The sequence below is a fragment of the Sporomusa sp. 246TCP1 genome, from assembly GCF_057319775.1.
Window position 1 is genome coordinate 2,209,684 of sequence record NZ_CM170492.1, and the last position, 23,397, is coordinate 2,233,080.

A 23,397-nucleotide genomic window follows, 5' to 3' on the forward strand; every position below is an offset into this window, starting at 1 on the left:
ACAACTCCTTTAAGTTTCATTAATCTTGCAAAGCTTTTACTACCTCACCTGTCAAATCCTTGCCACCGAACAGCATAGAGTTGCTATTCACAACATTTTGAATACCATTATGTTTAGCAACTTTGGCGATAGTCTGCTGAATTTTTTGTTGCACCGGAGCCATTGTGCTTTGTTCGAATTTCGTGTACTCCTGGGAAAGATTTGTACTCAGCGCATTCTTATCACTATCGGACATATTCTGAGCTTGCTCATTATACTGATTTTGGAGTTTGACTTTTTCATCGCTTGTCTGTTGCAGAATATCTTTAATGCCAGGGTAATTTTGCAATACATACTGCACATTCACGAAGCCAATCAGAGAACTTTGATCTGCCGCCAAAGCAATAGAGGCAAAACCGAAAGTCATCATTAAAAAACATACTAAAGCCATTAATTTCTTTTTCACGATTGTTCCTCTTTTCAAAAGTTTTATTTTTGCTGTTATTTATTTTTCATCCCATACTTTACTCATAATTTTCGGATATTCACTTTCCAGAAATTTTAGTGTTTCTCCTAAAATTGCATTAATCAAAGCAGGATCAAAATTGCTATCTTTTGCGGTTAGGCAGGCATTCAACAATAAATCACCGTCAGGAGATACTATAAATTTAAACAGCCTGTAATTGTTGTTCATTTCATTGAGAAAAGAAGCAAGCTGCAAGAACTTATCTCCTTTTATAACTTCCGGTGCAATCTGTACCTGTAATAAGGTATATACGCTTGTATCAATAAGAATAGCCAAAGGCAACGTTTGTCCTTTTACTTGCATGCGGCTGCGGAAAATTGCCGTCTGCTGTTCGTCTTCCATTTTTTGCAGCTCAAAGCACTCAATTTTATTAGTTTTCAAAAACTCCCTCATTTTAATAGTTTTGGCATTCATGATTTCTTCTATTTCTTTGTCGATTTCCATTTCCACAGACTCCTTTAATTTGTTTATTTTTTTATTATTGAGGATGCCCTTTAAAGGCTATCCTCAATTTTTGAATAAATTATTTAGAAGGTCCAGCGTAAACCTGTATCAATTCTCCATTTATTTGTCACATCAGCATTGAATGTTTTTTCATATGTTGCATAAATATAGGAATTATCATTGAGTTTGGCACTGCCACCCAGTTGCATTTCATACCAGGTATCCCCGAAATCAATTTCCGTACTTCCTGTTGGTTCACCTTCGGCAGCGTAATGAGTGGTAAATTTACCGGCAAATTCATGAGCAAGGGCAAATTTAGCAAAAATATTGCTTGTCTTCGTTTTCTGACCAATACTTACGCCAAACTTACCGATAACACTGTTGAAGCCATCCTGGCTTACGGACATATCCTTGGCAAGTCCCTGCGAGTCAAGGAAGTCACTGTGCGCATTGTAATCTTTGCCTTTAATCCTGCCTAAAGTCAGTTTGACACCAGGATCAAAGTAAACACCATTGCCTGCTTCGATATGCCGTCCATATTCAGCACTTACTGAAGCGCCCCAGGTCTTATAGTCACCTGCCAATTTATGTCCGAAATCATTATAGACAGTATAATCGTTTCTTAAGCTGCTTCCTTTCAGCAGTAAATCAAGGTAATGACCATGGCTTCCTTGCCATGTTCCGTACAAGGAAAGGCTGGTAGCAGAATTATCGCCTTCACCGCCCAAAGAATACCTGCTTGAGCCATCGTTATAGCTTACAGCGGCGCCAACCGTCCAGTCGTTGGCTATCTGCCTGTCAAAGCCCAACTGATAAGCTTTATAAGTAGTTTCAAATTCCGTATTCTGCTTGTTATACTCTGATTTTCCGTTGTAATACTTTGCCCATATTCCCTTTTCTTCACTACCCAGGCGCAAATCGCCCATTCTTTGCATAGCATCGGCATTCTCACTGCGCCACAACATCGCCGATGAGGCCATTGCCGATTTAGCCCCACGCATCATTGCTGTTTCTTTAGAACCATAGATTACCTCAGAACCACCGGTTTTAATAACAGAACCCGGTTTAAGTGCTGCCTGTCCATCAGTAGAACTATAATTAATTGTGCCTGTAGCCCTGCCAACCGAAGAAGCTGTCAAACCTTCGGCTATTTGCGCATACCCGCTGAGGTTATTCTCACCACTGACGTAATTGGCATAATTAAGTTTTGCCGCCAGAGCATTAAGTACGGAATCAATTACAGTATCATTACTCAAGTCAATACCGCTTCTGTCAGTACGTAAGGTAATAGAAGAATTTTCCTCAGCGTGCTTGATAGTTGTATTACCACCAAAAATACTGGTAAGTGTAGTTGTGTCATGTTTATACATGAACACTGTACTGCCGCTGTAATTATCAATCGTTACATTCCCGGCTTTGTCGTTCGTCATATCAACTACTCCGCCGAAAGTGCCGGAAGTTGCTCCCGTGTTAGCTGCCAAAGTTTTTACCGCTCTACCGCCGCTTGTCAGGCTGCTGATTGTGCTGTCGCCTGTAACTTTCCAGGTTGCACCGTCTTTCATATTCAGCGCAAAATTCTTGCCGCTGTTATACCCCGTCCAGGTTGCGCCGTCTTTCATGTACAGATTGACATTACCACCGCTGGTCGTATAATTGCCGGTCCAGGAAGAATCCGAAGTGCCCAGCCCAACATTAATCAAACCATTAGTGCCCATACCGCCGCTGGTACAGAAGTCACCTTCAATAACTGTCTTTTTATCGCCTGCGCCAGTTATGTTGCCATTGCTGTCTTTGCTGACATTAATATTTACTGTACCGGTATTGGTGCTTACAAATTCTCCATAGGCCCTGATAGCATATGCCGCTCCATTAACAGCTTTAATAGTGCCGCCGCCGACGCTGATGTCAGACGCTACTGCACTGATGGCTTCGTTCGCTCCTTTGCCGTCAGTCATATCTCCATCAGCTATGACGTCTACCAAGCCATCAATAGTGATGCTTGATCTCTTTCCGTTTGCGCCATTCATCGATTTGATCACAGCACCATTTGCCTTAGTAGTACTATCAGCTCTTACCGTAAGCACTTTGCCTGCAAGCTCATCACCGCTGTTATGAATCACAAGCTGCCCGCCGCCATTGACAAACAGAGCTGCTGTCTGCCCTCCGCCTGTGCTCTCGGCATTAATAGTAATCTTACCGGCATTATTAATTTCTACTTTGCCGTCACCGATAGCAGTAATACCAGTCGTATGGGTATCTGTAGTAGTATTAATTACGAGTTCCTTATTATTAAGTTCGATACTAACTGCTTTATCTGCGCTGCTGCCGGATACTGCGGAACTAATCTGCGGCAGCCACGGCCCGCCTGCAATCAGATTTTTGCCAACAGTAATGGTGGTTTTGTCTTTGCTGAAGTTATAACTGCCATCCTTTTTTAACACGCCTGCCTTCTTATACTCTTTATCAGTAGCCCAATTGCTGTTAATAGCAGTCGTAAAACTATCTGTCGTCTGACTGGCAGGATAGTCAACACCTGGAGTAATGGTAGTTTTGTCCAGAGTGCCCTGACCGGTGGTACTATCAAACACGATATTACCGGTCTGTTTGGTAATAGAGGAAGATGTCAATCCTTCGGCAATCTGCACATAGCCGCTGAGATTCCTTTCGTCCGTGGTGTAATTGGTGTAGCATAGCTTCTTAGCCAACGCATCAAGTACGGAATTAATCGTAGTATCATCTTCCAGGTCAATACCGCTGCTGTCCGTACGCAACGTGATAGCAGAATCCGCCTCGGCGTGCTTGATGGTAGTATTGCCGCCCAAAATACTGGTAGGTATAGTTGTGTCATGTTCATACATGAACAGTGTATTGCCACTGTAATTATCAATCGTTACATTCCCGGCTTTGTCGTTCGTCATATCAACTACTCCGCCGAAAGTGCCGGAAGTTGCTCCCGTGTTAGCTGCCAAAGTTTTTACCGCTCTACCGCCGCTTGTCAGGCTGCTGATTGTGCTGTCGCCTGTAACTTTCAGGTTGCACCGTCTTTCATATTCAGTGCAAAATTCTTGCCGCTGTTATACCCCGTCAGGTTGCGCCGTCTTTCATGTACAGATTGACATTACCACCGCTGGTCGTATAATTGCCGGTCCAGGAAGAATCCGAAGTGCCCAGCCCAACATTAATCAAACCATTAGTGCCCATACCGCCGCTGGTACAGAAGTCACCTTCAATAACTGTCTTTTTATCGCCTGCGCCAGTTATGTTGCCATTGCTGTCTTTGCTGACATTAACATTTACTGTACCGGTATTGGTGCTTACAAATTCTCCATAGGCCCTGATAGCATATGCCGCTCCATTAACAGCTTTAATAGTGCCGCCGCCGACGCTGATGTCAGACGCTACTGCACTGATGGCTTCGTTCGCTCCTTTGCCGTCAGTCATATCTCCATCAGCTATGACGTCTACCAAGCCATCAATAGTGATGCTTGATCTCTTTCCGTTTGCGCCATTCATCAATTTGATCACAGCACCATTTGCCTTAGTAGTACTATCAGCTCTTACCGTAAGCACTTTGCCTGCAAGCTCATCACCGCTGTTATGAATCACAAGCTGCCCGCCGCCATTGACAAACAGAGCTGCTGTCTGCCCTCCGCCTGTGCTCTCGGCATTAATGGTAATCTTACCGGCATTATTAATTTCTACTTTGCCGTCACCGATAGCAGTAATACCAGTCGTATGGGTATCTGTAGTAGTATTAATTACGAGTTCCTTATTATTAAGTTCGATACTAACTGCTTTATCTGCGCTGCTGCCGGATACTGCGGAACTAATCTGCGGCAGCCACGGCCCGCCTGCAATCAGATTCTTTTCAGCCGTAATAGTTGTTTTATCTTTAGTAAAGACATATCTGCCGTTATCTTTCAAGACGCCGGAATTAACATATTCCGTATCTGTTGTCTTATCACCAGTAATTGCCGAAGCGAATTCAGTTTTCTTCTGAGGATCTGAAATATCTTCGGCCGGAGTGTATTCATATTGTCCCTGACCATTATCAGCCTTATATGTGATATTGCCGACCTTCATGCTGGCAGACTGCGCTGTCAGTCCTTCGACTATATCGACCTTGCCGGTCAGATTCCTTTCGCCCGTAGTATACGCAGTATAATAGAGCTTATTTGCCAATACATTCAAGGTAGCGCTGACCAGATTCTTATCTGCAGCCAAGGTTGAAGAAGTATTCAAACCGGTGTTATCGGTACGCAAGGTAATATTGCTTCCTGTTGCCGCACTATTAATCTTCACGTCGCCGCCGATAATCGTTGTTGGCGTAGTGGCGTCATGGCTGTATAGTATAGTCGTATACCCGCTGTAATTATCAACAGTAATAGGATTGCTGTCTTTTTGGAAGATTACGCCCTGCTTGACCACACTTGTGCCACCGGCCAGTTTGCTAATATGACTGTCCGTGAAGGTAGTGATTTTAGAAGTACTCGTATTGTTCCAGACTGCACCATCATGTAAGTAGAGGTTTACAGTGCCGCCATCGCTATTGTCTACCACACCTATTAAAGAAGATGCCGCACTGCCAAGGCCCAGCTTTACAGTACCCTCTTTCAAAAGGTAAATATTACCTTTAATTGTTACGTCCCCGCCGTTGGCATCAGTAGAAGTATTATTCATACCCATATTGAAGGTGCCTGCAGCGATGCTCAGAGCATTGAATTTGTCTTCTGTGCTTTCCGGCGTAACGATACTGCCGCTGGCAATAGTAATCTTGTTATTTTTGCTGCCGTACATATCCACGCCAGTACCTTTAACAGCAATATCGACTTTGCCGGTGACCGTTACTTCACCGCCGGTGCTGTCATCGTACATGTAGATACCTTTGGCCTGATATACAGGAGTTCCAGAACCGCTCTTCTGCGCAGCAGAAACTCCATAAGCGCCATCACCTTCTCCACTGCCTTTCATAGTAAGATCACCGTTAACGGTTAATTTTGATCCGCCATTGTAAATGTGAACACCATACGCATTGCCAGCCGCAGAGTCCTTGGCACTAACATTAACATTTCCGTTAATAATAGCTTCGCCGCCGTTATTGACAAAGATGCCAGCTGCAGTTTTACCTGACGAGGTGCTCTTAGTTGTCAGACTGCCAGCCGTCAAATTAAGTTTTTTGTTTGTATAGATACCAATAGCCTGATTGCTTGCATCTGTAGTTGAAGCAGTTATACTTAGCGATTTCCCGGCGCCGTTAATAATGATGTCATTTCCATTACCCAAAATACCTGCAACCGCTTTGTTATAACCGATGTTGCCGTCAGTAACATCGCCATCATCAACGGTTATAGTACTGTCCTTGGTAAAAGCATAAGCGCCGTCCTTCAAGACTCCGCCATTTACATATTCAGTATCTTTAATGCCGGTCAGGCTGGTGGTAAATGCGGTAGTAACTTGTTCCGCAGGTGGCTGTGGTGTATTGCTTGCATAACTGCCCTGACCATTTGTCTGACTAAAAGTTACACCACCTACGTATTTAGCAGCAGATTGTGCAGTCAAGCCTTCAGCAATTTCGACTTTGCCGGTCAGATTACGCTCACCGGTCGTGTAAGCATTGTAATAGAGCTTATTTGCTAATGCATTCAGAACATTATCCTGAATTGTGCCGGTGCTCATATTAGCGTCATAATCAGTTCGCAGCGTAATATTACTTCCTGAAGCAGCATTACCAATTTTCACAGCTCCACCAAGAATTGTTGTCGGAGTAGCTGCATCGTGATTATACAAAACTGTAGTATATCCGTTATAGTTATCAATCGTAAGATCACGGCTGGCTGCTTTTTGGGCAATCACGCCGGCATTACTAACGCTTATCCCACCTGTTAGTTTCGTAATGCGACTGACTCCGTTGTTGCCAACATCTTCATTGTCTTGGGTATATCTGGTATTATTGGCAGTATTCGTCCACAAAGCGCCGTTCTGCAGCCACATAGTAACGGTACCACCATTATCAACAATACCGTTAAGATAAGAGTCTGCAGTTGTCAGTCCAAGATTTACTGAACCTGTACTCAGCGCAAAAATATCGCCATCCAACTTTACGGCATTAGTGCCTGGGGTTGTTCCAACTGACCCCGTATTCAGGTTAATGGTTCCTAGATAGGAAGCAAGGGTATAGTAACCATAATTTTTTCCTGCCGGTACTTTTATACTGCCACCTTTGATAGTTATTGTACTGTCCTTTGCTGCCGTTGCAGCGCCATTGCCGTAAATTGCCATATCAACGTTACCATTGACAGTAATAGCACTTTTTTCAACCGAGGTGTAAAGCCCGGCACTATTAAACCGCGAAATAACATTCTTGGTATTAAGACCCACGCCGTAAGCGCCCGTAGAAGCATCGCCAATTTTCAAATTACCATTTATAATGATTTCCGATTTTTGATCAGCAGCAGTAGACTTTTCGCCCCAACGGTCAGTCTTGGTAACAGCAACTGCATGCCCTCCTTGTCCCCCTTGCATGGAAATGTTCGTATCAGCATTTATTGTGATGATACTGCTCTTATCCTGAGCAGTGTCATTCCAGATAGCATTTGTTACAGTTTCACCATCTTTATAAGCAACTGTATTAATATTCAATGTGCCGGCATTTATAGTGACGTTTTTCCCATTACCGGCATATACACCTGAGGGAGTGCCTGCATAGTTTGTTACGTTCAGAGTAAGCGTTTTGTCCTTGGCGCCTGAACTGCTTTCAGCATTGATAGTAAGGTCCCTGCCGTTGCAGCCATAAACAGCAGCCAGTACGTTAGTGGTTTTATCGCCCAACTGATTCGTGCCCAAGCCGATGACTGCATCCTTTTTGAAAGTAAAAACGTTGTAGAGATTATTGGCAATTGTTTCCGTACCAAGATAATAGGCATTCATTTCATCCGCAGCACCTGTGCCGCTTATTTTTGTGGTATAATTCGCAGTTGCGTCCGCGAGATTGCCGGCCTTGACAATATTATCTGTAGCACCAGTAACGACATCTGTTTTTATAGTGTCAAAGCCATTTATGTTAGCGTCACCCAGACTGGTCAGTCCACTTGAAGTCATATTGAACTCTATTGGTGTTGTTTGACCGTCCAAATAAACTAATATCTTATTCCCGCTGACAAACCACAGACGATGCGGTGTACTTTCCACATCAACACCCCAGGCATAACCCGGAACATTGTCGACGTCAATGATCTTCTGCCAGTTGTCCGGAGAGGATGACAGCAAATTACTTACCGTTGTGCGATAAACAGCTCCGTTCATACCTGCCCAGCTGTTATCATAGTTACCTGTAAAAACATAGGCAAAGCCATCAGGAGATACCGAAACACTCCTATACTCCCCTTTTAAGGCCACTGCGCCTTTATAAGTAACTTTTTCAGCCACAGGCGTACCGGTTTCGTCCAGCCTGACATAGTGCAGCGCGGTTTCGGCGTTGGCTTTTCCGCCACCGTTCTGATAGCCGCCGCTGCTGGCCGTCAGCAGTACGTTATTATATTCTTCCATGTCCATCGTGTTTTTGCCGACTCTGGTATAGTCTTTATATTCCAGGCTGCCATCGACAGCAATCGTATAATGAATGACAAAACTGTCGGCATAAGTATCATTGCCCCCTTGAGGATTACAGGTAAACAGCGCGTATAGTTCATTACCTCTTCCAACAAGCCCTTCGCCGTGATAAGCAGTTGACGCGCTATAGCCTGCGGTAGCATTTTTTACCGCATCAGGCACTTCATAAACATGCGATTGTTGATAGTTCTTTGCAGAATCAGCAACAATCAATTTACCGTAGTCGTAGCCTGTTGCAAAGAGATAATGCCCTTTATAGGCAACCGCATGAATATTGGGCTCGGCAGTCAAATCAGTGGAGGCAATAACCGATTTCCAGTTTCCTTCCGGATCAACAACCAAGCTCTGCTTGCCGTTTTCTGTCCTTTGTCGAATAAAAATGCGTACCTGTCCGTTGTCATCAATGATACTGAAGCTTTGCGCATCGGCGTTAATGCCGCTGTCAATTTTCACCTGTCCCTGAGCATCAACGGTAGCTTCTACTCTGGAGCCCGTAATCGTGCCTACCTGCCCGGCAGCAGTACCGCCATACGAATACGTCGTGACAACACCCAGGTCGGCCGCCAAAACCGGCATTGTAAATAAATAACCGCCAAGAAGCGCGGTTGTGACGCGTAAGGCTAATGCGCGGTTGACTTTACGCCTGTTTAAATAACACTTCATATATTTACACCTCCATTAAACCCTCGAACAACTTAAAAGTCATAATGTGCGTTTACAAAGAAAGTTCTTCCTGCCAAAGGATATTCAGGATTAACACTGATATTCTTGTCAGAATAGTCGCGATAGCTGATTTTCAAATCACTGGCAGCGTCAAAAACGTCATTACAGCCGACAGTAATCTGCCAGTCTTTGGTTGGTTTGAACTTGACGCCTAGGTCAAACGTTGTTAAAGCGCTGATCGGAGCGCCGCTTTCATAAGCATAATGCCCGCCCCGTTTGTCTTTAACTGCATTGGTAAACATCTCGTCACGGTATTTGAGTTCGGCATAAATATCGAATTTATCCGACGGTTTATTCGTAAGCCGCAAGCCGGTCTGCCATTCCGGCTGATACGTGGCCCAGATGTCTTTATAACCCTGGGTGTACTCCGAACCGTAATCCGCATAGGCGCTGTCCTGGCGCTGTAACTTGCTCTTGGTATAAGTGGCGTAAAGATTGAGGTCAAATTTTTTCCAGGAATAGTTGTTCTGCATTTCAAGTCCATACACTTTACCCTTGTTGTCATTGAAATAACACCAATAATCATAACCGCGGCGGGAAAGCTGCAGCATACTATCCGAGTCCCGCCAGAAATAAGTCAAGGTCAGGCAGGAGGTTTCGGACCCAAACCACTTATTTCGCCAAAGGCCGCTTAGATCAAACTGCTTCCCTTCCTCCGGCAGCGGATAGGCGGTGCCGCTGGCGTTCTTGTCCTTAGGCGGTGGCAAGATTCCGGCACCATCACCTGCAATTTCATAGAGATTCAGCAGTCGGTAATAAGTGCCGCCAGTTACCCGCATTGAAAAGTTTTCATTAAAATCATTTTTAACAGCCAATTGCCAGGTAGTTTTACCATTAGACTGAGTTTCTTCCTTTTGCACCCAGCTGTGACCACTTGTTTTGTCACGATGGCTTTTTCCAAGAATTTCAGATCGGTTGTATCTGATGCTTGGAGTCAATTGCCAGGTGCCTTCTTTGTCCAGCCTAACTGTGTCCTGCAATTGGATATTAAACAATTCCTGCTCATAATAACTGCGGAATGAATCATAATTGCTATTTGCTGTTTTTAGATTCGAGCCGTCAACATCCATTTTTTCTTTCGAATAGCTGACTAAAAATTCTATCAGGTTATTATCATTAAGCTTGTAACTTCCATCAATTTTTTCACCCCAGCGCGTACTGTCATAAGTGCTCCAGGCGCGAAGAGGGGTAGACCAATAGTAGAAATAAGGATTTTTAATTTTCTCAACCCGGTAATTTTTGTCCTGATCAAGATAATTCAAAGACCAGCCCCATTCCAGATTGCCCGCCTGCGCTCTGCGGCTAACCTGCAGTTCCTTACTGTCGATAGTCTGACGTTTGCCTTCCGCAAGATTAATGTCCGCCAGATCCGTTTTAGCTCCCGGATCATATGCATTGGCAATAGATCCTTCAGGCCACAGATTATTCGGCAAATGCCTGTCAACTTTCTTGTAGCTGCCTTTAATCATCCAGTGATCATCCTGCCATTTGATGATAGCGTCCGTATTTTTAAAGTCATTGTATTTACGGTAACGAGTACTATCTTCGCCATATGATTCCGCGGCAAAGTTAGTGTATTTAAAATCGCCGCCGCTTTGTTCTCTGTTCAGACCAAATAGTAATGAGCCTGTGCTTAAAGGAGACGTAAATTCCAGGGCAGAGTTTCTTCCTCCGTAGGAGCTTATGCCGATCTCAGCGCTAACATCAGTCTTTTCAGGCTTTTTGGTAACAATATTGATAACTCCCCCCATATAAGTACCGCCAAACCTTACAGGAATGTAACCGCGATATACCTCTATCCTTTCGACATTTCTTACGGGAATAGCCGAAATATCAACGGCAGCGTCACCGCCAAGATTTGTCAAAACGCCGTCAACAAAAACTCCTACTTGTGCGGCAGTGGAACCGCGTACGCTGACGGTAGTGTACTGCCCTTTGCCGTTGACTTCGCGCACAAAAATTCCCGGAACCTGTTTTAGCATTTCAGGCAAGTCTTTTTGCTCGCCGGAAAACGTTTCAGGTTTAATGACCGTCACCGTTCCAGGAGACAACTTGCTCTCCCAGTCCGGTCTTTTGGCTTCAACAGTAATAGTTTCCAATTTAAACTCTTTCATATTATCCTGGTCTTCCTGAGTGGCATATGATGTCTGTGTCAGCATAAGGCACCCCAAAGCTATAGCTGCTTCCAGCTTTTTATTTCTTTTTAAAATACTTAAATATGCCAAGCAATCACAACCTTTCATTCTACAGATAGCAACCTGCTGCTAAATTTACAAATTTCCAATAAAAAAACTCCCTTTTCAGGAGTTAAGCTTTATTACGCCAGCGGCCAGATGATGTATTCGGTCACTTGCAGTAATCTCCTCCCTGTCGCACGCAGGTACAAATGGCGATTGTCAGACAGGCAGTTCTCCTGGCTTAGGATCATCGCGTCTCCAAACCTTCCCGGAACAATTAGCTCCAGTGGTATTTCTTGGCATTGCTCCCCATTACAGTGGCGTGACCGCGCCGGCCTTTAACCGGTCTTCCCTATTAAGCTCTAAATAGCACCTGTACCCATATTATTTTATTTAATTCCTTGTTTACACTTGGTTCCAAATTCAATATAACTTTCCAGGACATCAATAATTAATTTCTCTTGCAAACTGCCATCGTCATCTAAATTGTTCTCAATGGAATCTCTGAGGATATGCTTGATCTGATCATCATTATAGCCACAAGCTAACATTTTTTTGGTTAGCTCTTCAATTTTTTTGTGTTTCATAAATCCCCCCCTCGTAGTGCTTAATTGTTCAAGATCGCATTGCCACCTTGAGTAAGCACTTGGGCTATTCAATATTACTTTTTTTTAAACACTGCATAATTAGGCGTGCCAACGGTATTGTTTTTAAGGTGCCAATATTTACTAATTAGTTCAGTCCGGGAACTTGTCCCCGTTTTGGCAAGCAGGTTTTTTACATGTGATTTCACGGTTTCAAAGCCAATCCTGAGTATTTCACTGATTTCTTTATTTGTTTTTCCAGCTGCGATTGCCTGGAGAATATCTTTTTCCCGTAACGTAAACGTCGTCCCATCGGCTAAGTTAATTTCATCACTGGCGCTATAGTCAAAAACCACCATAATATATGCCTGCTTGTCTAAATAAAACGAAAAACAACTAAAACTGATGGTATCGCGCTGATGATTTAACATATCGCTATAATTAGACAAACTCGTTTCTTTTGCTTTAACCATAGCCATAAAACGTCGGCAAACGCTTTTGAATTGTTGAAATAGTCCGGGAGTGATGTTTTTGAACACCTGTTTTGCCTTTTCATTTGAATAAATATTTTCCAATTTATGGTTTAAAATGCAGATTCCCTGATTATCCTGATGAAAAGCTTCCCAATAGTTTGACCAATACATCGTTTTCCCTCAATTTTCACCGTTATATTTGCCACCAATCCTAAAATTGGGGTAAAGACGTTAGAATGGATAATTGTAATGTTAAACTCCAATGTATCCGGATTTGCATGAAAAAAGCTCCCGATTTCAACGGGAGCGCATACGTCATACTGTCAATAGAAATACAACCTTTCTACTTACAGGTTTCGTAATCTCCTCCCTATCGTTCGTAGGTCAAACGGCGATTCTTAGACAGGCAGTTCTCCTGGCTCCGGATCTTTGCTCACCCGCGTCTTCCCAAAGCTATGCTCCAGTGACATCTATGCGGATTTACTCCCCGTTACAGTGGCGGGACCGCGCCGGTTTTTTCACCGGTCTTCCCTTTTAAGCCCTACATGTTGTTATGAAAATACTCATCTTTGCGTTTGCGTCTGAATATTTTCAGCAACCTCTCGTCAGGCACCTATCCCAGCAATATTTTCTTTTTGTTTTGAGTTACTTGCATTATTTTCTAATGTTAAGGAGATTAATTGCTTTTAAGCATACACACTATGCAGTTCCTTTTTTTAGATTAGACTATTTGGTTTGAAACGTAAATCCCTCACCTGAGGATATTTTGTGAAATTTCTTAATCATTTATATTTTATTTACACATATTCTCCTGGTTTCACATTAGCCTCAACTCCCCCTTCTTAGCAAAATGCTGACCTCCTCTCCTAAAAGCTTCTCTGTGCATTTTAATAAAAAATACAACCCTCCCTGTAAGCTTACAAGGAGGGTTGTATTCTAGATTTATCTAAGTGAACTCGTTTCAGCAAAGCTGAACCATCGGGAATTCAGGTGGAGAGTCTATTCCACCTGAACCAACGCCGCCTGTAGAAGCGGGAGTCTTGACTCGCGTACTAAGATAAAAATCCCGGCATAATAAATAGCCGGAAGGTTAGATTAATCCAGTAATCCCCTCCCCATCGCTCGTGGGTGAAAAACGGTGATTGACAGACAGGCAGTTCTCCTGGCTCTAGATCATCGCTTATCCAAACCTTCCCAAGACAATTACGTCTCAGTGGTATACCTTGGATTCGCTCCCTATTACAGTGGCGGGACCGCGCCGGCATCTAACCGGACTTCCCTATTAAGCCCTTTCGGGCACCTATCCCAACAATATTTATTTAATGTTTAGTTTATGATTTGATTATATCAATATTTGTTAACTTTGTAAAATAATTTTCAAAATTTGGGACACAGTTGGAACAATAGGTTCCTCATCCATCTCCATGTCACCAATATAATTAAAGACTCCTGCCTATTGACAGAAGTCTTTAATTTGTCTAACTTCGATGACGTACTTCTATAATACATATTTCTTTTGCGAGTTCATTTAATTTTTCTGATATATTAACAATATGATTTTTATCTAAATTTGCATCCCACTCATCTAACAATAGCAGTTGAAGCTTTCCGCTTTTTTTATCTCATCTAATGATTCTATAATTTTTTCGCCAGTGGATAAGCTTTTATTAGTACTGAATTCAAAAAACATATCAGAATGAGGTGGTAAAAGGAAAGCTTTTTCGCTTAACTTTTCCTTAATTAGAGCCAGAAGTGACGATTTTCCTGTACCATTATCTCCTCGTAAAGTAATTCTACCCGGACTATAGTCTTGAGTGATATCTTTTATGGAATTAATAGAATCAATAGTAATAATCGTATTGTCTTTTTCAGCCTTAATCCGATTCCATGAAATAGTGCCAACATTTATGGGTTCTGTAATAATCAAGGCTGATTTTAATCCCTCAAGACGCGTTTTTAAACTATTCCAATGAGTTGCATAAGATACAATAAAATTCATACATTGAAAGGTTGTAATTTGTCGTGGAAATGTAACAATAAGCATACTTAGGAATACTTCATTGCCTATATTTTGATATATTAACCACACCAAAGTACCAATTACCGGAAATAAGTTAAGAAACATTGAAATTATGGTTGTCAGTTCACTAAAAAGTACAGATTTCAAAGCTGACTTTTTCGCGTTTTTATATTTACCGATAAAATAATTTTTCCATAAATGTATATTTAATTGATTGCCAATTAAAATTGAGTCCCAAGCTGGTAATAATGCTTGCATCATAGCAGTTCGGTCTTCTTGAGCATGTTTGGCGGAAGAAGTTACTAGCGTTTTTAGACTTTTAATAGAAATAGTTATTAAAGGAATAGTTATGGCATAGGCAATCATCAACTTTTTATCAATAATAAAACTAAGAGTTACTATGTTAAAAACTATATTAAAAAAAGTACCGAGTAAATTTGTAATAAACCCAACAAATTCACTGATCACCAACCATGCCTCATTATTTAAATAAGGCTGTCGTTCTTGTTTGAAATCGATATTAGTTCTTAATTGGGCTTTTCCCCTAAAAGAAACTGCAAAAATATCAACATACTTTCTAAAAGAACTAAAAGTAGCTTTGCTCTGAAAATAAGCCATTCCGGAACCTGGAATATGTACTAAAGATAACGACAATATAAATAAAACTAACCACAATGAAAGATCTTGTTTTAATATGACTGCTTGACTCAATTTAGCTATCCATAAGGTTGAAGATGCGACTATTGCTTGTTGGATAAGAATGCATAGTATCATTAAACAAGAACTTTTGTTAATAAAAATAAACATATTAAATTTTTTCATTTTAGGGCATACTCTGTTCAAATTTAACCTTTATCTTAGCTTCTCCTATTTCATTAAACTCAACAGCTGAGCCTGCAGAAAAACCTTTGTGCGTTCCAGCTTCAGCTAACAGCACTACATCTTCTTTTACTGTTCCGGAAGTCAGTTCTCCTTTTTCATTGAACGTAACGGTTTTTCCCTTACTAAATTTAATAAATCCTGCAGAATTATCTCCTTTGAGAAGCTTTTGCCAGCCAACCGGGCGCAAATATGTATCCTCATCCAAAGTACCGGATAAAACCGCACCCGAGTTGAAAAACGTCAGAATTGTATCACTCTTGAAAGTCACAAAGCCATATTTTTCGTCTACCAAACGAACTGTAGCCTTATTCGCTATTGTCCCAGAAATAACATCTCCCTGTTCACTAAAAAGCACCGCTGTTCCACCTTTATAAAGCAAGTGTCCGTAACCCGGAATGCTCACAGCATAATCATTGTTGAAAAAAGGATGGTAATAAAAATGGTGGTAATAAGGTCCAAAATCAGTATGGACAGTTGTATAGTAATAGTCATTAATCACCCGGTTCCAGCCACGCGGCGCCAGCAAAGTGTCCTTGTCAATTGTCCCAGAAACAACTTCCTCTTGTTCATTCAAACTGATGCTAGTATTTTTTTTGAATTGAATAGAATCACCGACACCCCATCCCTGCGGATGAAGTTTAGTATCTTTCGATAAAATTCTGGTTTCAGCACAGACATCAGGCATTGTCACAGCAAGAGATACCCCACACACAATTATGCATACTAATAAACGAGCAACAAAGCGAACAATCATAGCTCATTATCCCCCTTGTAATCTTTTCCTTTATTATAGCAAAATTGTCAGCTAAATGAATACTTTTAAACAAATTAAAAACAATACTATATACAAGACTTAGAAATCACCCTATAATTTCCCTGCACTTTTCCTTGATAATTGCCAGCAGCATAGACTGCCAGGCTTTTAAGCAAGAATCAATACAAGTGCCAATAATCACCGGCGCTTCCACACCGTATTTGGTGGCGGCTGCTGTAAGCAGTTCATTAGCTGCCTGCCGCACTTCGATGCCTGACAATAGTTCCCACTGGAGTTCATCTAAAAGGTGCACATATAAAGCGGCATAGGTCACTAAGTAATTATCATCGTCTATTTGGTAGAGTGCATCCATAAATTTAGGTTTAATCACAACCTTGTCGGAATTGCCTGCATAAGCCTGCCACAAGCTTTCTTCCTTAATACCATACCGTTTGAACCTGCGTAACATACTATGCTGTTGGTGTGGCGACAAACCTGTCTGCTTGCCTAAAGCCTCTTTGACCGCCGGCAGTACTGCCCTGCCAATTAGTTCTCCCAGCTTAGAATGCTTGCCGGCACTTTCCAGGTATAGCGGCGAGGCGGGATTGGCAACAACAATGGTCTGATCGGTGCCTGAACCGGTAGCCAGACCTGTCGAATAATTACTGCCTGCCATAAGCTCCTGCAAGGCAGCCGTTTTAGCCTCAGTACAAGTAACCATCGCCCGGTTCAGGATACCTGGCGGCAAATCAGCGTCAATAACCAGAATAATATTGATGGTACCGGGTTTTTCCAGTGTACTTTTAGCAATAGGTTTAAAATAATCTGCCGGATCGCCAACCCGTCCGCCATTGACTTCAATCCCGCCGGTGACAATGGCCGTTACTGTCAGGTTTTGATAACACTCCGTATGTATTGCCACATTCTCCATCGAAGCTGCCGTCCCCATCCCAGCAGTTGTCGCCGGGTCCAGGCCGATTTCCTCAGTAATAATCCGCATGTGCTCCTGATAGGTGGGTGCCCGCATGGTGCACTCCATCCCCGCCCCAGGATTGCAGTCATTATTAAACACGGCTGTCAGGTCTTCCCGGTAGCCGCCATTGACAATAGCTGTACTACTCACTTTGCGCGGCTGCTCAAACGGGATAACAATGCTTTTATAATACCTATAGACAGAATCACCGGTAGCTAAAACGCAAAGTTTCAAAGCCTGTTCCCTCCCATGTATCCAAAAGCTCAAAATTCCACCCTCTTTACAGTGTTAAGACAGCAAATTCATTTACCCAGGCGCATTGTTTATTAAAATCCCATTCAAATAAGAGTATGGCAGGATCACCACTATATTCCAGGCGCATTTCGCCGTCGACGACGACCGCGCTCTGGGCGTGAGTAAAGTCCAGCCTTTCCTGTTTTCCTGTCTGATTGCACACCCACAATGCCCGTTTGCTGACAGCTGAAGCCTTTTTCCAGGCGTTTTCCGGTGGACCGCCGCAGCTATTGGGCGGCCAGGCAGCAGGCACGACAATGATGTCGGCACCTTTATCGGCCAGCGCAACGGCATTTTCTTCATACCAGGAATCGGCACAGATTAAGATGCCTGCCTTCCTGTCACCGCACATAATTGGCTCCAGCTGCTCGCCTTTATCTGCCCAGCCTTCTGACACACCGCTATGAGCCTGTTTTTTCCGGTGACGACCCAGTACGTTGCCGTCAGGACCAATAACCAGACAACTATTATAATACTTGCTGCTTTCCTCGTCCTGCTCAGCACAGCAAAGAAATACGGTTACCTGCTTCTCGGCGGCCAGCTTTTGAATCGGTTCCACCGCTATTGATGGCTGAATAGGTATCTCAATAGGTTTGGTCTCTCGTTCACATGCAAAGAAATATCCTTGCACAGCTGTCTCTGGCGTAACAATCCACCTGGCACCCACTCCCGCCGCTAACCGGATGCCCTGGCTTAATATTTCCAGGTTGCGGCTCTCTGGTCCACCGCTAACATCTACATGTAGTAATGCAACTTTCATACCCTATTCTCCCCTGTCCCAGATGTTCTAAATACCATTCTATCGCTACCTGTTTTAACGCACATTCAGCGGCATACCCCTGCTTGCCGCAATTGGCTCCATGCCAGCGGGCAAAGCATGCACCGCCGCACAAAGAAAACGAAGGGCATGTTTTGCAAAAACTCATTCCGTCTTGAATCAAAGCTGCCACCTTGCGCTGTTTGACTGTATCCAATCCTGTTGTTACATGACCTAAATAGAAATCCGGATTGCCTGCCAGCGAAGCGCAGGCATACAAACTACCCTGGGCATCAACAAAAGCAGCTTCGCCGTTCATGGCATGACAGTGAGCAAAACCCTGCATTTGGCTGTTAGCCAGTGTAGCTACTCGCTCGATCTGAGAAAATAGCATAGATTTACCTGTCTGTTTAGCCAAGCGTTCAGCTGTCTGAAACGCTTCCTTTACTCCCAGCCATACGGCCTCAGACGAAGGTGCCGCCATCTCGCCGCCCCGCCCTTGGGCGCGTAACAGGTCAAAACCAATCCGCCGGATATTTCCCAAGTAATAGGCCATTTCCACAATGCCACTCAGCTTAGCTACATTTTCATTGGTAACAACAGTAGTTATCCCGGCAGCAATGCCCTGCACTGCCAGTTGACCGGCACCATTCAAAATCTGCCAACAGGTTCCCTTGCCATCAGGCAGACAGCGCTGCCTGTCATTAATGTCCGGACGCCCGTCCAGGCTGATCCCGATACCTACCTGACCAGCTTTCAAAACAGCCGCCTTTTCTTTGGTCATGAGTGAGGCGTTGGTTTGCAGCTGCATAATAGCAGGCAGGCCATTCTCTCTTACATAGCGGATAACCTCCTGCATTACAGGAAAATTAAGTAACGGTTCACCACCGCTAAACTGCAGTACAAAGGCCTGCCCATCTGCGGCCGCCAGTTCTACGGCAGCAATGGCAGTAGCGGAGGTCATGCTTTCTGCCGGATGTTCATGAGCATAACAATACTTGCAGGCAAAATTGCATTGTCCGGTCAGACTCAATATCAACATTTTTACCATAATGCTTACCTGTCACTCCGTTCTTCCAGTTCACCGTCAATATCCAGATAGATTTGCTGTAATTCTTTTTTGGTCTTGTCGTCGGCCTGCCACAAGCCACGCTGTTCGGCCTCTAATAGTTTTTCGGCAATCCGCTGCAGCGCCCAGGGATTTACATCCTGCATCCACTCCCGCATGTCCTGGTCGATGGCATATTTTTCTGCCAGGCTCTGGTACATCCAGTCTTCCATTACAGCGCTGGTGGCATCCCATTCATAGCAATGAGCCACCACCGCCGCCAAGTCGGACGCGCCCTTGTAACCATGCTGCTTCATACCTTCAATATATTTGGGATTCATAGTTTCACCACGGAACAACCGTTTAAATTCTTCATCCAAACTCCGCAGCCTGACTTGCTGGCGGTTGGAGCTGTCACCACAGTACGAGCGCGGCGCCGCGCCTTTTAGGCTGCGAACAGCAGCAATCATGCCGCCATGGTAGGAGTTAAAATCATCTGAGTTGAGCATATGGACTTCCCGGTTATCTTCATTTTTTACAGTAACATCCAGGCTTGCCAGGCGGCGGCTAAACAGCTCTGGCACAAAGGCGCCGCTGCTCTTAGCACCATAGGCATGGGCGCCCCAGCGTACATATACCTTAGCCAGATCGTCGATTGTCTCCCAATTTTTTTCCTCCAGCAGATGGCTGACACCGGCGCCATAGCTGCCTGGCGGGCAACCAAATACCCGGTAGCAGGCCTGTTCCCAGGCAGCAGGCGTCTCCATGCCTTGCTCTGTTAACAGCTCCGAGTCTGCCAGTACATGCTTGCGAATATAGTTAACCTCACTGCTTTCTTTCAGATTAGCCACAAGACTGACGGCCTTATCCAACCATTTTACCGGCATCGGCATGGTATCGCGGAACAAGCCGCCAATACGGGCGGTCACGTCAATTCGTGGCCGTTTAAGTTCTGCCAGTGGAATAACCTCTAAATCAATAACTCGCTGACTGCCCCGTTGCCATACTGGACGCACGCCTAAGAAATACAGAAATTCAGCAATACACTGCCCATGGCTGCGCATATTGGAGCCGCTCCAAAAAATCATGCCAATGTTTTCCGGGTAATGGCCCTCGTCGGCAATATAGCGCTCAATCACACTATCTCCCAAGGTCTGACCCAGCTCCCAGGCAGCCGGTGTTGGCAGGGTCCGGGGATCAACCCCATAGAAATTACGGCCTGTTGGCAAAATATCGGCCATACCGCTGGTGGGTGCACCTGCCGGACCGGGTTCAACAAACCGGTCTTCTAAGGCAGCCAGCAAATTTGTGATTTCCTGCTCGGTCTTATTTAAATTAGGAATGAGTGTCTGGCAAATATACCGCGCCGTTTGCCGCAGCTGCTCTTTAAGCTCAGAACTGGTTCCAACCGCCCAGGGCAACTCGGCCGCCAACTCGGCCCCGGCCAGCGCAAAGTCATGGTCATACAGCCAGACAACGGCGTCCCGGCACTGCTGGCTAATTTCGTCAATCAAGGCGCCGCAGGTTTTGCTGCCGTCTGGCAAGAGCTTACCGCTCTGAGCCAGCAGTTCATAGTAATCATAGCCATGGATAGCAGCTATTGTTTCTGAGAGGGACGGCGTTTCTCCATTAGCCAGCCGGGTTAAGGCCAACAAATATTCTATCAGCGTATCGCCTGCTGGCGGACAGCCAAGAACATGCAATCCTACCCGGATTTGCATATTTTTAATATCGGTAATATAGCCGTGCAGCCGCTGAATATAATCGGCAAAGACTTCATTCACTGCCTGGCCCATATCAGCCTGCAGATTGGCTTCCACAACCTTTTCTTTAATCAGATTAGCAACTACTTCGGTATTTTCCGGCTGATTTTGGGCAAAATGACAGTATTCATCAAGCAGCTTTTCCAGCTCTGCCAATTGATCATAAGTTCCGGACTGACTCATAGGCGGCGGCAAATGACCAATCATGCAAGCCGCACCGCGCCGTTTGGCCTGTATGCCTTCGCCAACAATGGTAATAAGATACGGATATACATTAGGTAAATCACCAATAGCCAAATCCGGATAGCAGGAGTTCGATAGCCCTGTCCCTTTGCCTGGCAGCCACTCTAGCGTGCCATGAGTGCCAACATGGACAACAGCATCAGCCTGCCAGATATCGCGAATCCAGTGATAGTAGGCCAGATAATGATGGGTGGGGGCACAGTCCGGTGAATGATACAGTTTGCCAGGGTCTTCACCAAAGCCGCGTGGCGGCTGTACAGTAATAAAAATATTGCCGTTTAGCATACCGGGTACTAATAATTTTCCCTCATAGTTAAATACATCACCAGGCGGTTCACCCCAGTCCTTACTAAGCTGCGCTTGCGTCCCCGGCTCAAGTACGTCGAACCACTGGCGATACTGCTCATTGGTCACCTTACCAGGTGCTTGTTCCACCATCGCCTCAGACAAATAACGACGGTCATTGGTGGCAGCGGACAGCAAACTATCCATAAGTGCCCGGCTGTCAGGGGGAATGTTATCCACTTGATAGCCCCGCTCAGCCATGCGTTCTAAGAGCAGCCTGATGCTGGCCGGTGAGTCCAGGCCCTGAGCATTGCCAATGTGCGAGTTGGTGGGCGGATAATTATGAAAAATAATAGCAATTTTCTTTTCGCTATTGGCTTTACGCCGCAGGTTGGCCCATTTGGCAGCTTTAGACGCCACTCGTTTAATTCGTTCCGGAAGGATTTGATACTTTGTTGTACCATCAGGCATTTGCTCTTTCCCGGCTATGGGTACAGCATGAATAACCCCGTCAAACTCGGGCATAGCAATACTGCAGGAAATTTCCATCGGCGTTAATCCTTCGATACTGTTTTGCCAAGCTTCGCGGGATCGCAATAATACATAGGCCTGCAAGACCGGTACACCTAAATTGTATAAAAATTTGGGGTCAACCGGCTTACCCACAGTTAGTGAAAACTTAAATGTATTAATCAAAACGTCAATGGCAACCATGCCTTGCTCATAAAAAAATGCGTTTACGGAATCATTGACGCCAGGCGCGTTCAATTCAACATTGCACGCCCAATGGCTAAAAACAGCAATGACATTAAGGCCTTTGGCTTCAATTTCCTGAATCAATTCTGTCTGATAGGTCAAATCTGCCCATATCCATTCATCCCGTGGAAAAATAATGCCGACAGTAGCTCGTTCCGGCTGGCAATATAGTCGCCGGTATTCTTCAATGTCAGTAAAAATTTTGTCAGCCCGGGGATGAAAAATGCCATTCCATAGCAGTTGCTGAGGTGGTTTACACGTACAAAGTTCCTGACAATACTGGCTATTTAGCCACAGCCAGAAATTGCGGTAGTTATCAATCCCGCTATATGATAAGTATTGGCGCATCGTGTTTCGGTCTTTGGGAGTTACTCCGCCTAGCGTATCTTCCGGATGTACTTCAGTGGCCAACATAGCATGAGTAATCTTATTTTTGCGTAAAAATTCAGTCCCCTGCTTAAGAAAGCACGTATCGCGTCCCATTCCCATCCAGGAAAACAGTACAATATCACTGTCAGCAAATTTTTGTTGCCAATCTGCATTCCAGATCATGCTGTCACTTAAAAAAACAACACAGCCTTCATTAGGCAGAAGTCCTTCCTCAACTAGTTGACTTCTGCCTTTTTCTAGCATGACACATTGACGGTCAATATTAGTCATAAATACTATGCGTCCCATATGCCCCTCCTCGCCCTTATCGCTAATCTGCTATCAGTCCTAAACTACTCGAAGGCTACAATCTCTCCTAGTCATTTTATTTGCATAATAAAAATAGACCTCCCCTTATATAAATAAAGGAAGGTCTCGTAAGCTAATAAAAAGCTCCTGATAGTAAACATATCAGGAACGAATTCAGCCAAATTGCTGTAATCCCCTCCCCATACCTCGTGGGTGAAAAAACGGTGATTGTCCAGCTAGGCAGTTCTCCTGGCTCCGGTTCATGGCTTGCTTAAACCTTCCCAAGACGATTGTCTCAGTGGCATATCTTAAGCTTGCTCCCCGTTACAGTGGCGGGACCGCGCCGGTTTTTAACCGGTCTTCCCTATTAAGCCTTTACAGGCACCTAACTTACTACTATTAAATTACCATTACTTGTAATATTCATACT

The 23,397-nt window shown here is 44.2% G+C and carries 13 protein-coding genes and 4 riboswitches; all 13 genes read right to left on the reverse strand.

Annotated features, from left to right (window positions below):
- Positions 1 to 19 precede the first annotated feature (19 nt).
- The 13 genes from AC1ECB_RS10700 to cobN all read right to left on the reverse strand — a co-directional run bounded on the left by AC1ECB_RS10700 (position 20) and on the right by cobN (position 22,967).
- On the reverse strand, positions 20 to 445 hold the full coding sequence (locus AC1ECB_RS10700; RefSeq protein WP_485668686.1) for an OmpH/Skp family outer membrane protein: 426 nt from the start codon (positions 443 to 445) through the stop codon (positions 20 to 22).
- 39 nt (positions 446 to 484) lie between these two features.
- A complete protein-coding gene (locus AC1ECB_RS10705) occupies positions 485 to 949 on the reverse strand; it encodes a hypothetical protein (protein WP_485668687.1) in 465 nt (154 codons plus the stop codon).
- Positions 950 to 1,032: 83 nt separating this feature from the next.
- Complete coding sequence (locus tag AC1ECB_RS10710) at positions 1,033 to 3,918, reverse strand: autotransporter outer membrane beta-barrel domain-containing protein (protein ID WP_485668688.1); 2,886 nt, start codon at positions 3,916 to 3,918, stop codon at positions 1,033 to 1,035.
- Between the two features lie 115 nt (positions 3,919 to 4,033).
- Entirely contained in the window at positions 4,034 to 9,220 is a 5,187-nt protein-coding gene (locus AC1ECB_RS10715) for a beta strand repeat-containing protein (protein ID WP_485668689.1), read from the reverse strand.
- 32 nt (positions 9,221 to 9,252) lie between these two features.
- Positions 9,253 to 11,505, reverse strand: a complete 2,253-nt coding sequence (locus AC1ECB_RS10720; RefSeq protein WP_485668690.1) for a TonB-dependent receptor plug domain-containing protein — start codon at positions 11,503 to 11,505, stop codon at positions 9,253 to 9,255.
- 161 nt (positions 11,506 to 11,666) lie between these two features.
- Positions 11,667 to 11,849, reverse strand: a riboswitch (cobalamin riboswitch).
- On the reverse strand, positions 11,847 to 12,044 hold the full coding sequence (locus tag AC1ECB_RS10725) for a hypothetical protein (RefSeq protein ID WP_485668691.1): 198 nt from the start codon (positions 12,042 to 12,044) through the stop codon (positions 11,847 to 11,849). Its footprint overlaps the riboswitch before it by 3 nt.
- Before the next feature lie 74 nt (positions 12,045 to 12,118).
- Positions 12,119 to 12,685 (reverse strand): response regulator transcription factor, encoded by a 567-nt coding sequence (locus AC1ECB_RS10730; protein ID WP_485668692.1) that lies wholly within the window; start codon positions 12,683 to 12,685, stop codon positions 12,119 to 12,121.
- 217 nt (positions 12,686 to 12,902) lie between these two features.
- Positions 12,903 to 13,096, reverse strand: a riboswitch (cobalamin riboswitch).
- 553 nt (positions 13,097 to 13,649) lie between these two features.
- A riboswitch (cobalamin riboswitch) is annotated at positions 13,650 to 13,833 on the reverse strand.
- A 266-nt stretch (positions 13,834 to 14,099) separates the two neighbouring features.
- Positions 14,100 to 15,356 (reverse strand): hypothetical protein, encoded by a 1,257-nt coding sequence (locus AC1ECB_RS10735; protein WP_485668693.1) that lies wholly within the window; start codon positions 15,354 to 15,356, stop codon positions 14,100 to 14,102.
- Position 15,357: 1 nt separating this feature from the next.
- On the reverse strand, positions 15,358 to 16,170 hold the full coding sequence (locus AC1ECB_RS10740; protein WP_485668694.1) for a hypothetical protein: 813 nt from the start codon (positions 16,168 to 16,170) through the stop codon (positions 15,358 to 15,360).
- A 106-nt stretch (positions 16,171 to 16,276) separates the two neighbouring features.
- Positions 16,277 to 17,377, reverse strand: coding sequence for an adenosylcobinamide amidohydrolase (locus AC1ECB_RS10745; protein WP_485668695.1), 1,101 nt, complete (start codon positions 17,375 to 17,377; stop codon positions 16,277 to 16,279).
- 46 nt (positions 17,378 to 17,423) lie between these two features.
- Positions 17,424 to 18,197, reverse strand: a complete 774-nt coding sequence (locus AC1ECB_RS10750; protein ID WP_485668696.1) for a carbon-nitrogen hydrolase family protein — start codon at positions 18,195 to 18,197, stop codon at positions 17,424 to 17,426.
- Complete coding sequence (locus tag AC1ECB_RS10755; protein ID WP_485668697.1) at positions 18,166 to 19,245, reverse strand: radical SAM protein; 1,080 nt, start codon at positions 19,243 to 19,245, stop codon at positions 18,166 to 18,168. The genes AC1ECB_RS10750 and AC1ECB_RS10755 overlap by 32 nt, the downstream gene beginning before the upstream one ends.
- 5 nt (positions 19,246 to 19,250) lie before the next feature.
- Positions 19,251 to 22,967 carry a cobaltochelatase subunit CobN gene (cobN, locus tag AC1ECB_RS10760; RefSeq protein WP_485668698.1) on the reverse strand — a complete coding sequence of 1,239 codons (3,717 nt, stop codon included), beginning with the start codon at positions 22,965 to 22,967 and terminating at the stop codon, positions 19,251 to 19,253.
- Positions 22,968 to 23,189: 222 nt separating this feature from the next.
- A riboswitch (cobalamin riboswitch) is annotated at positions 23,190 to 23,371 on the reverse strand.
- Positions 23,372 to 23,397 lie beyond the last annotated feature (26 nt).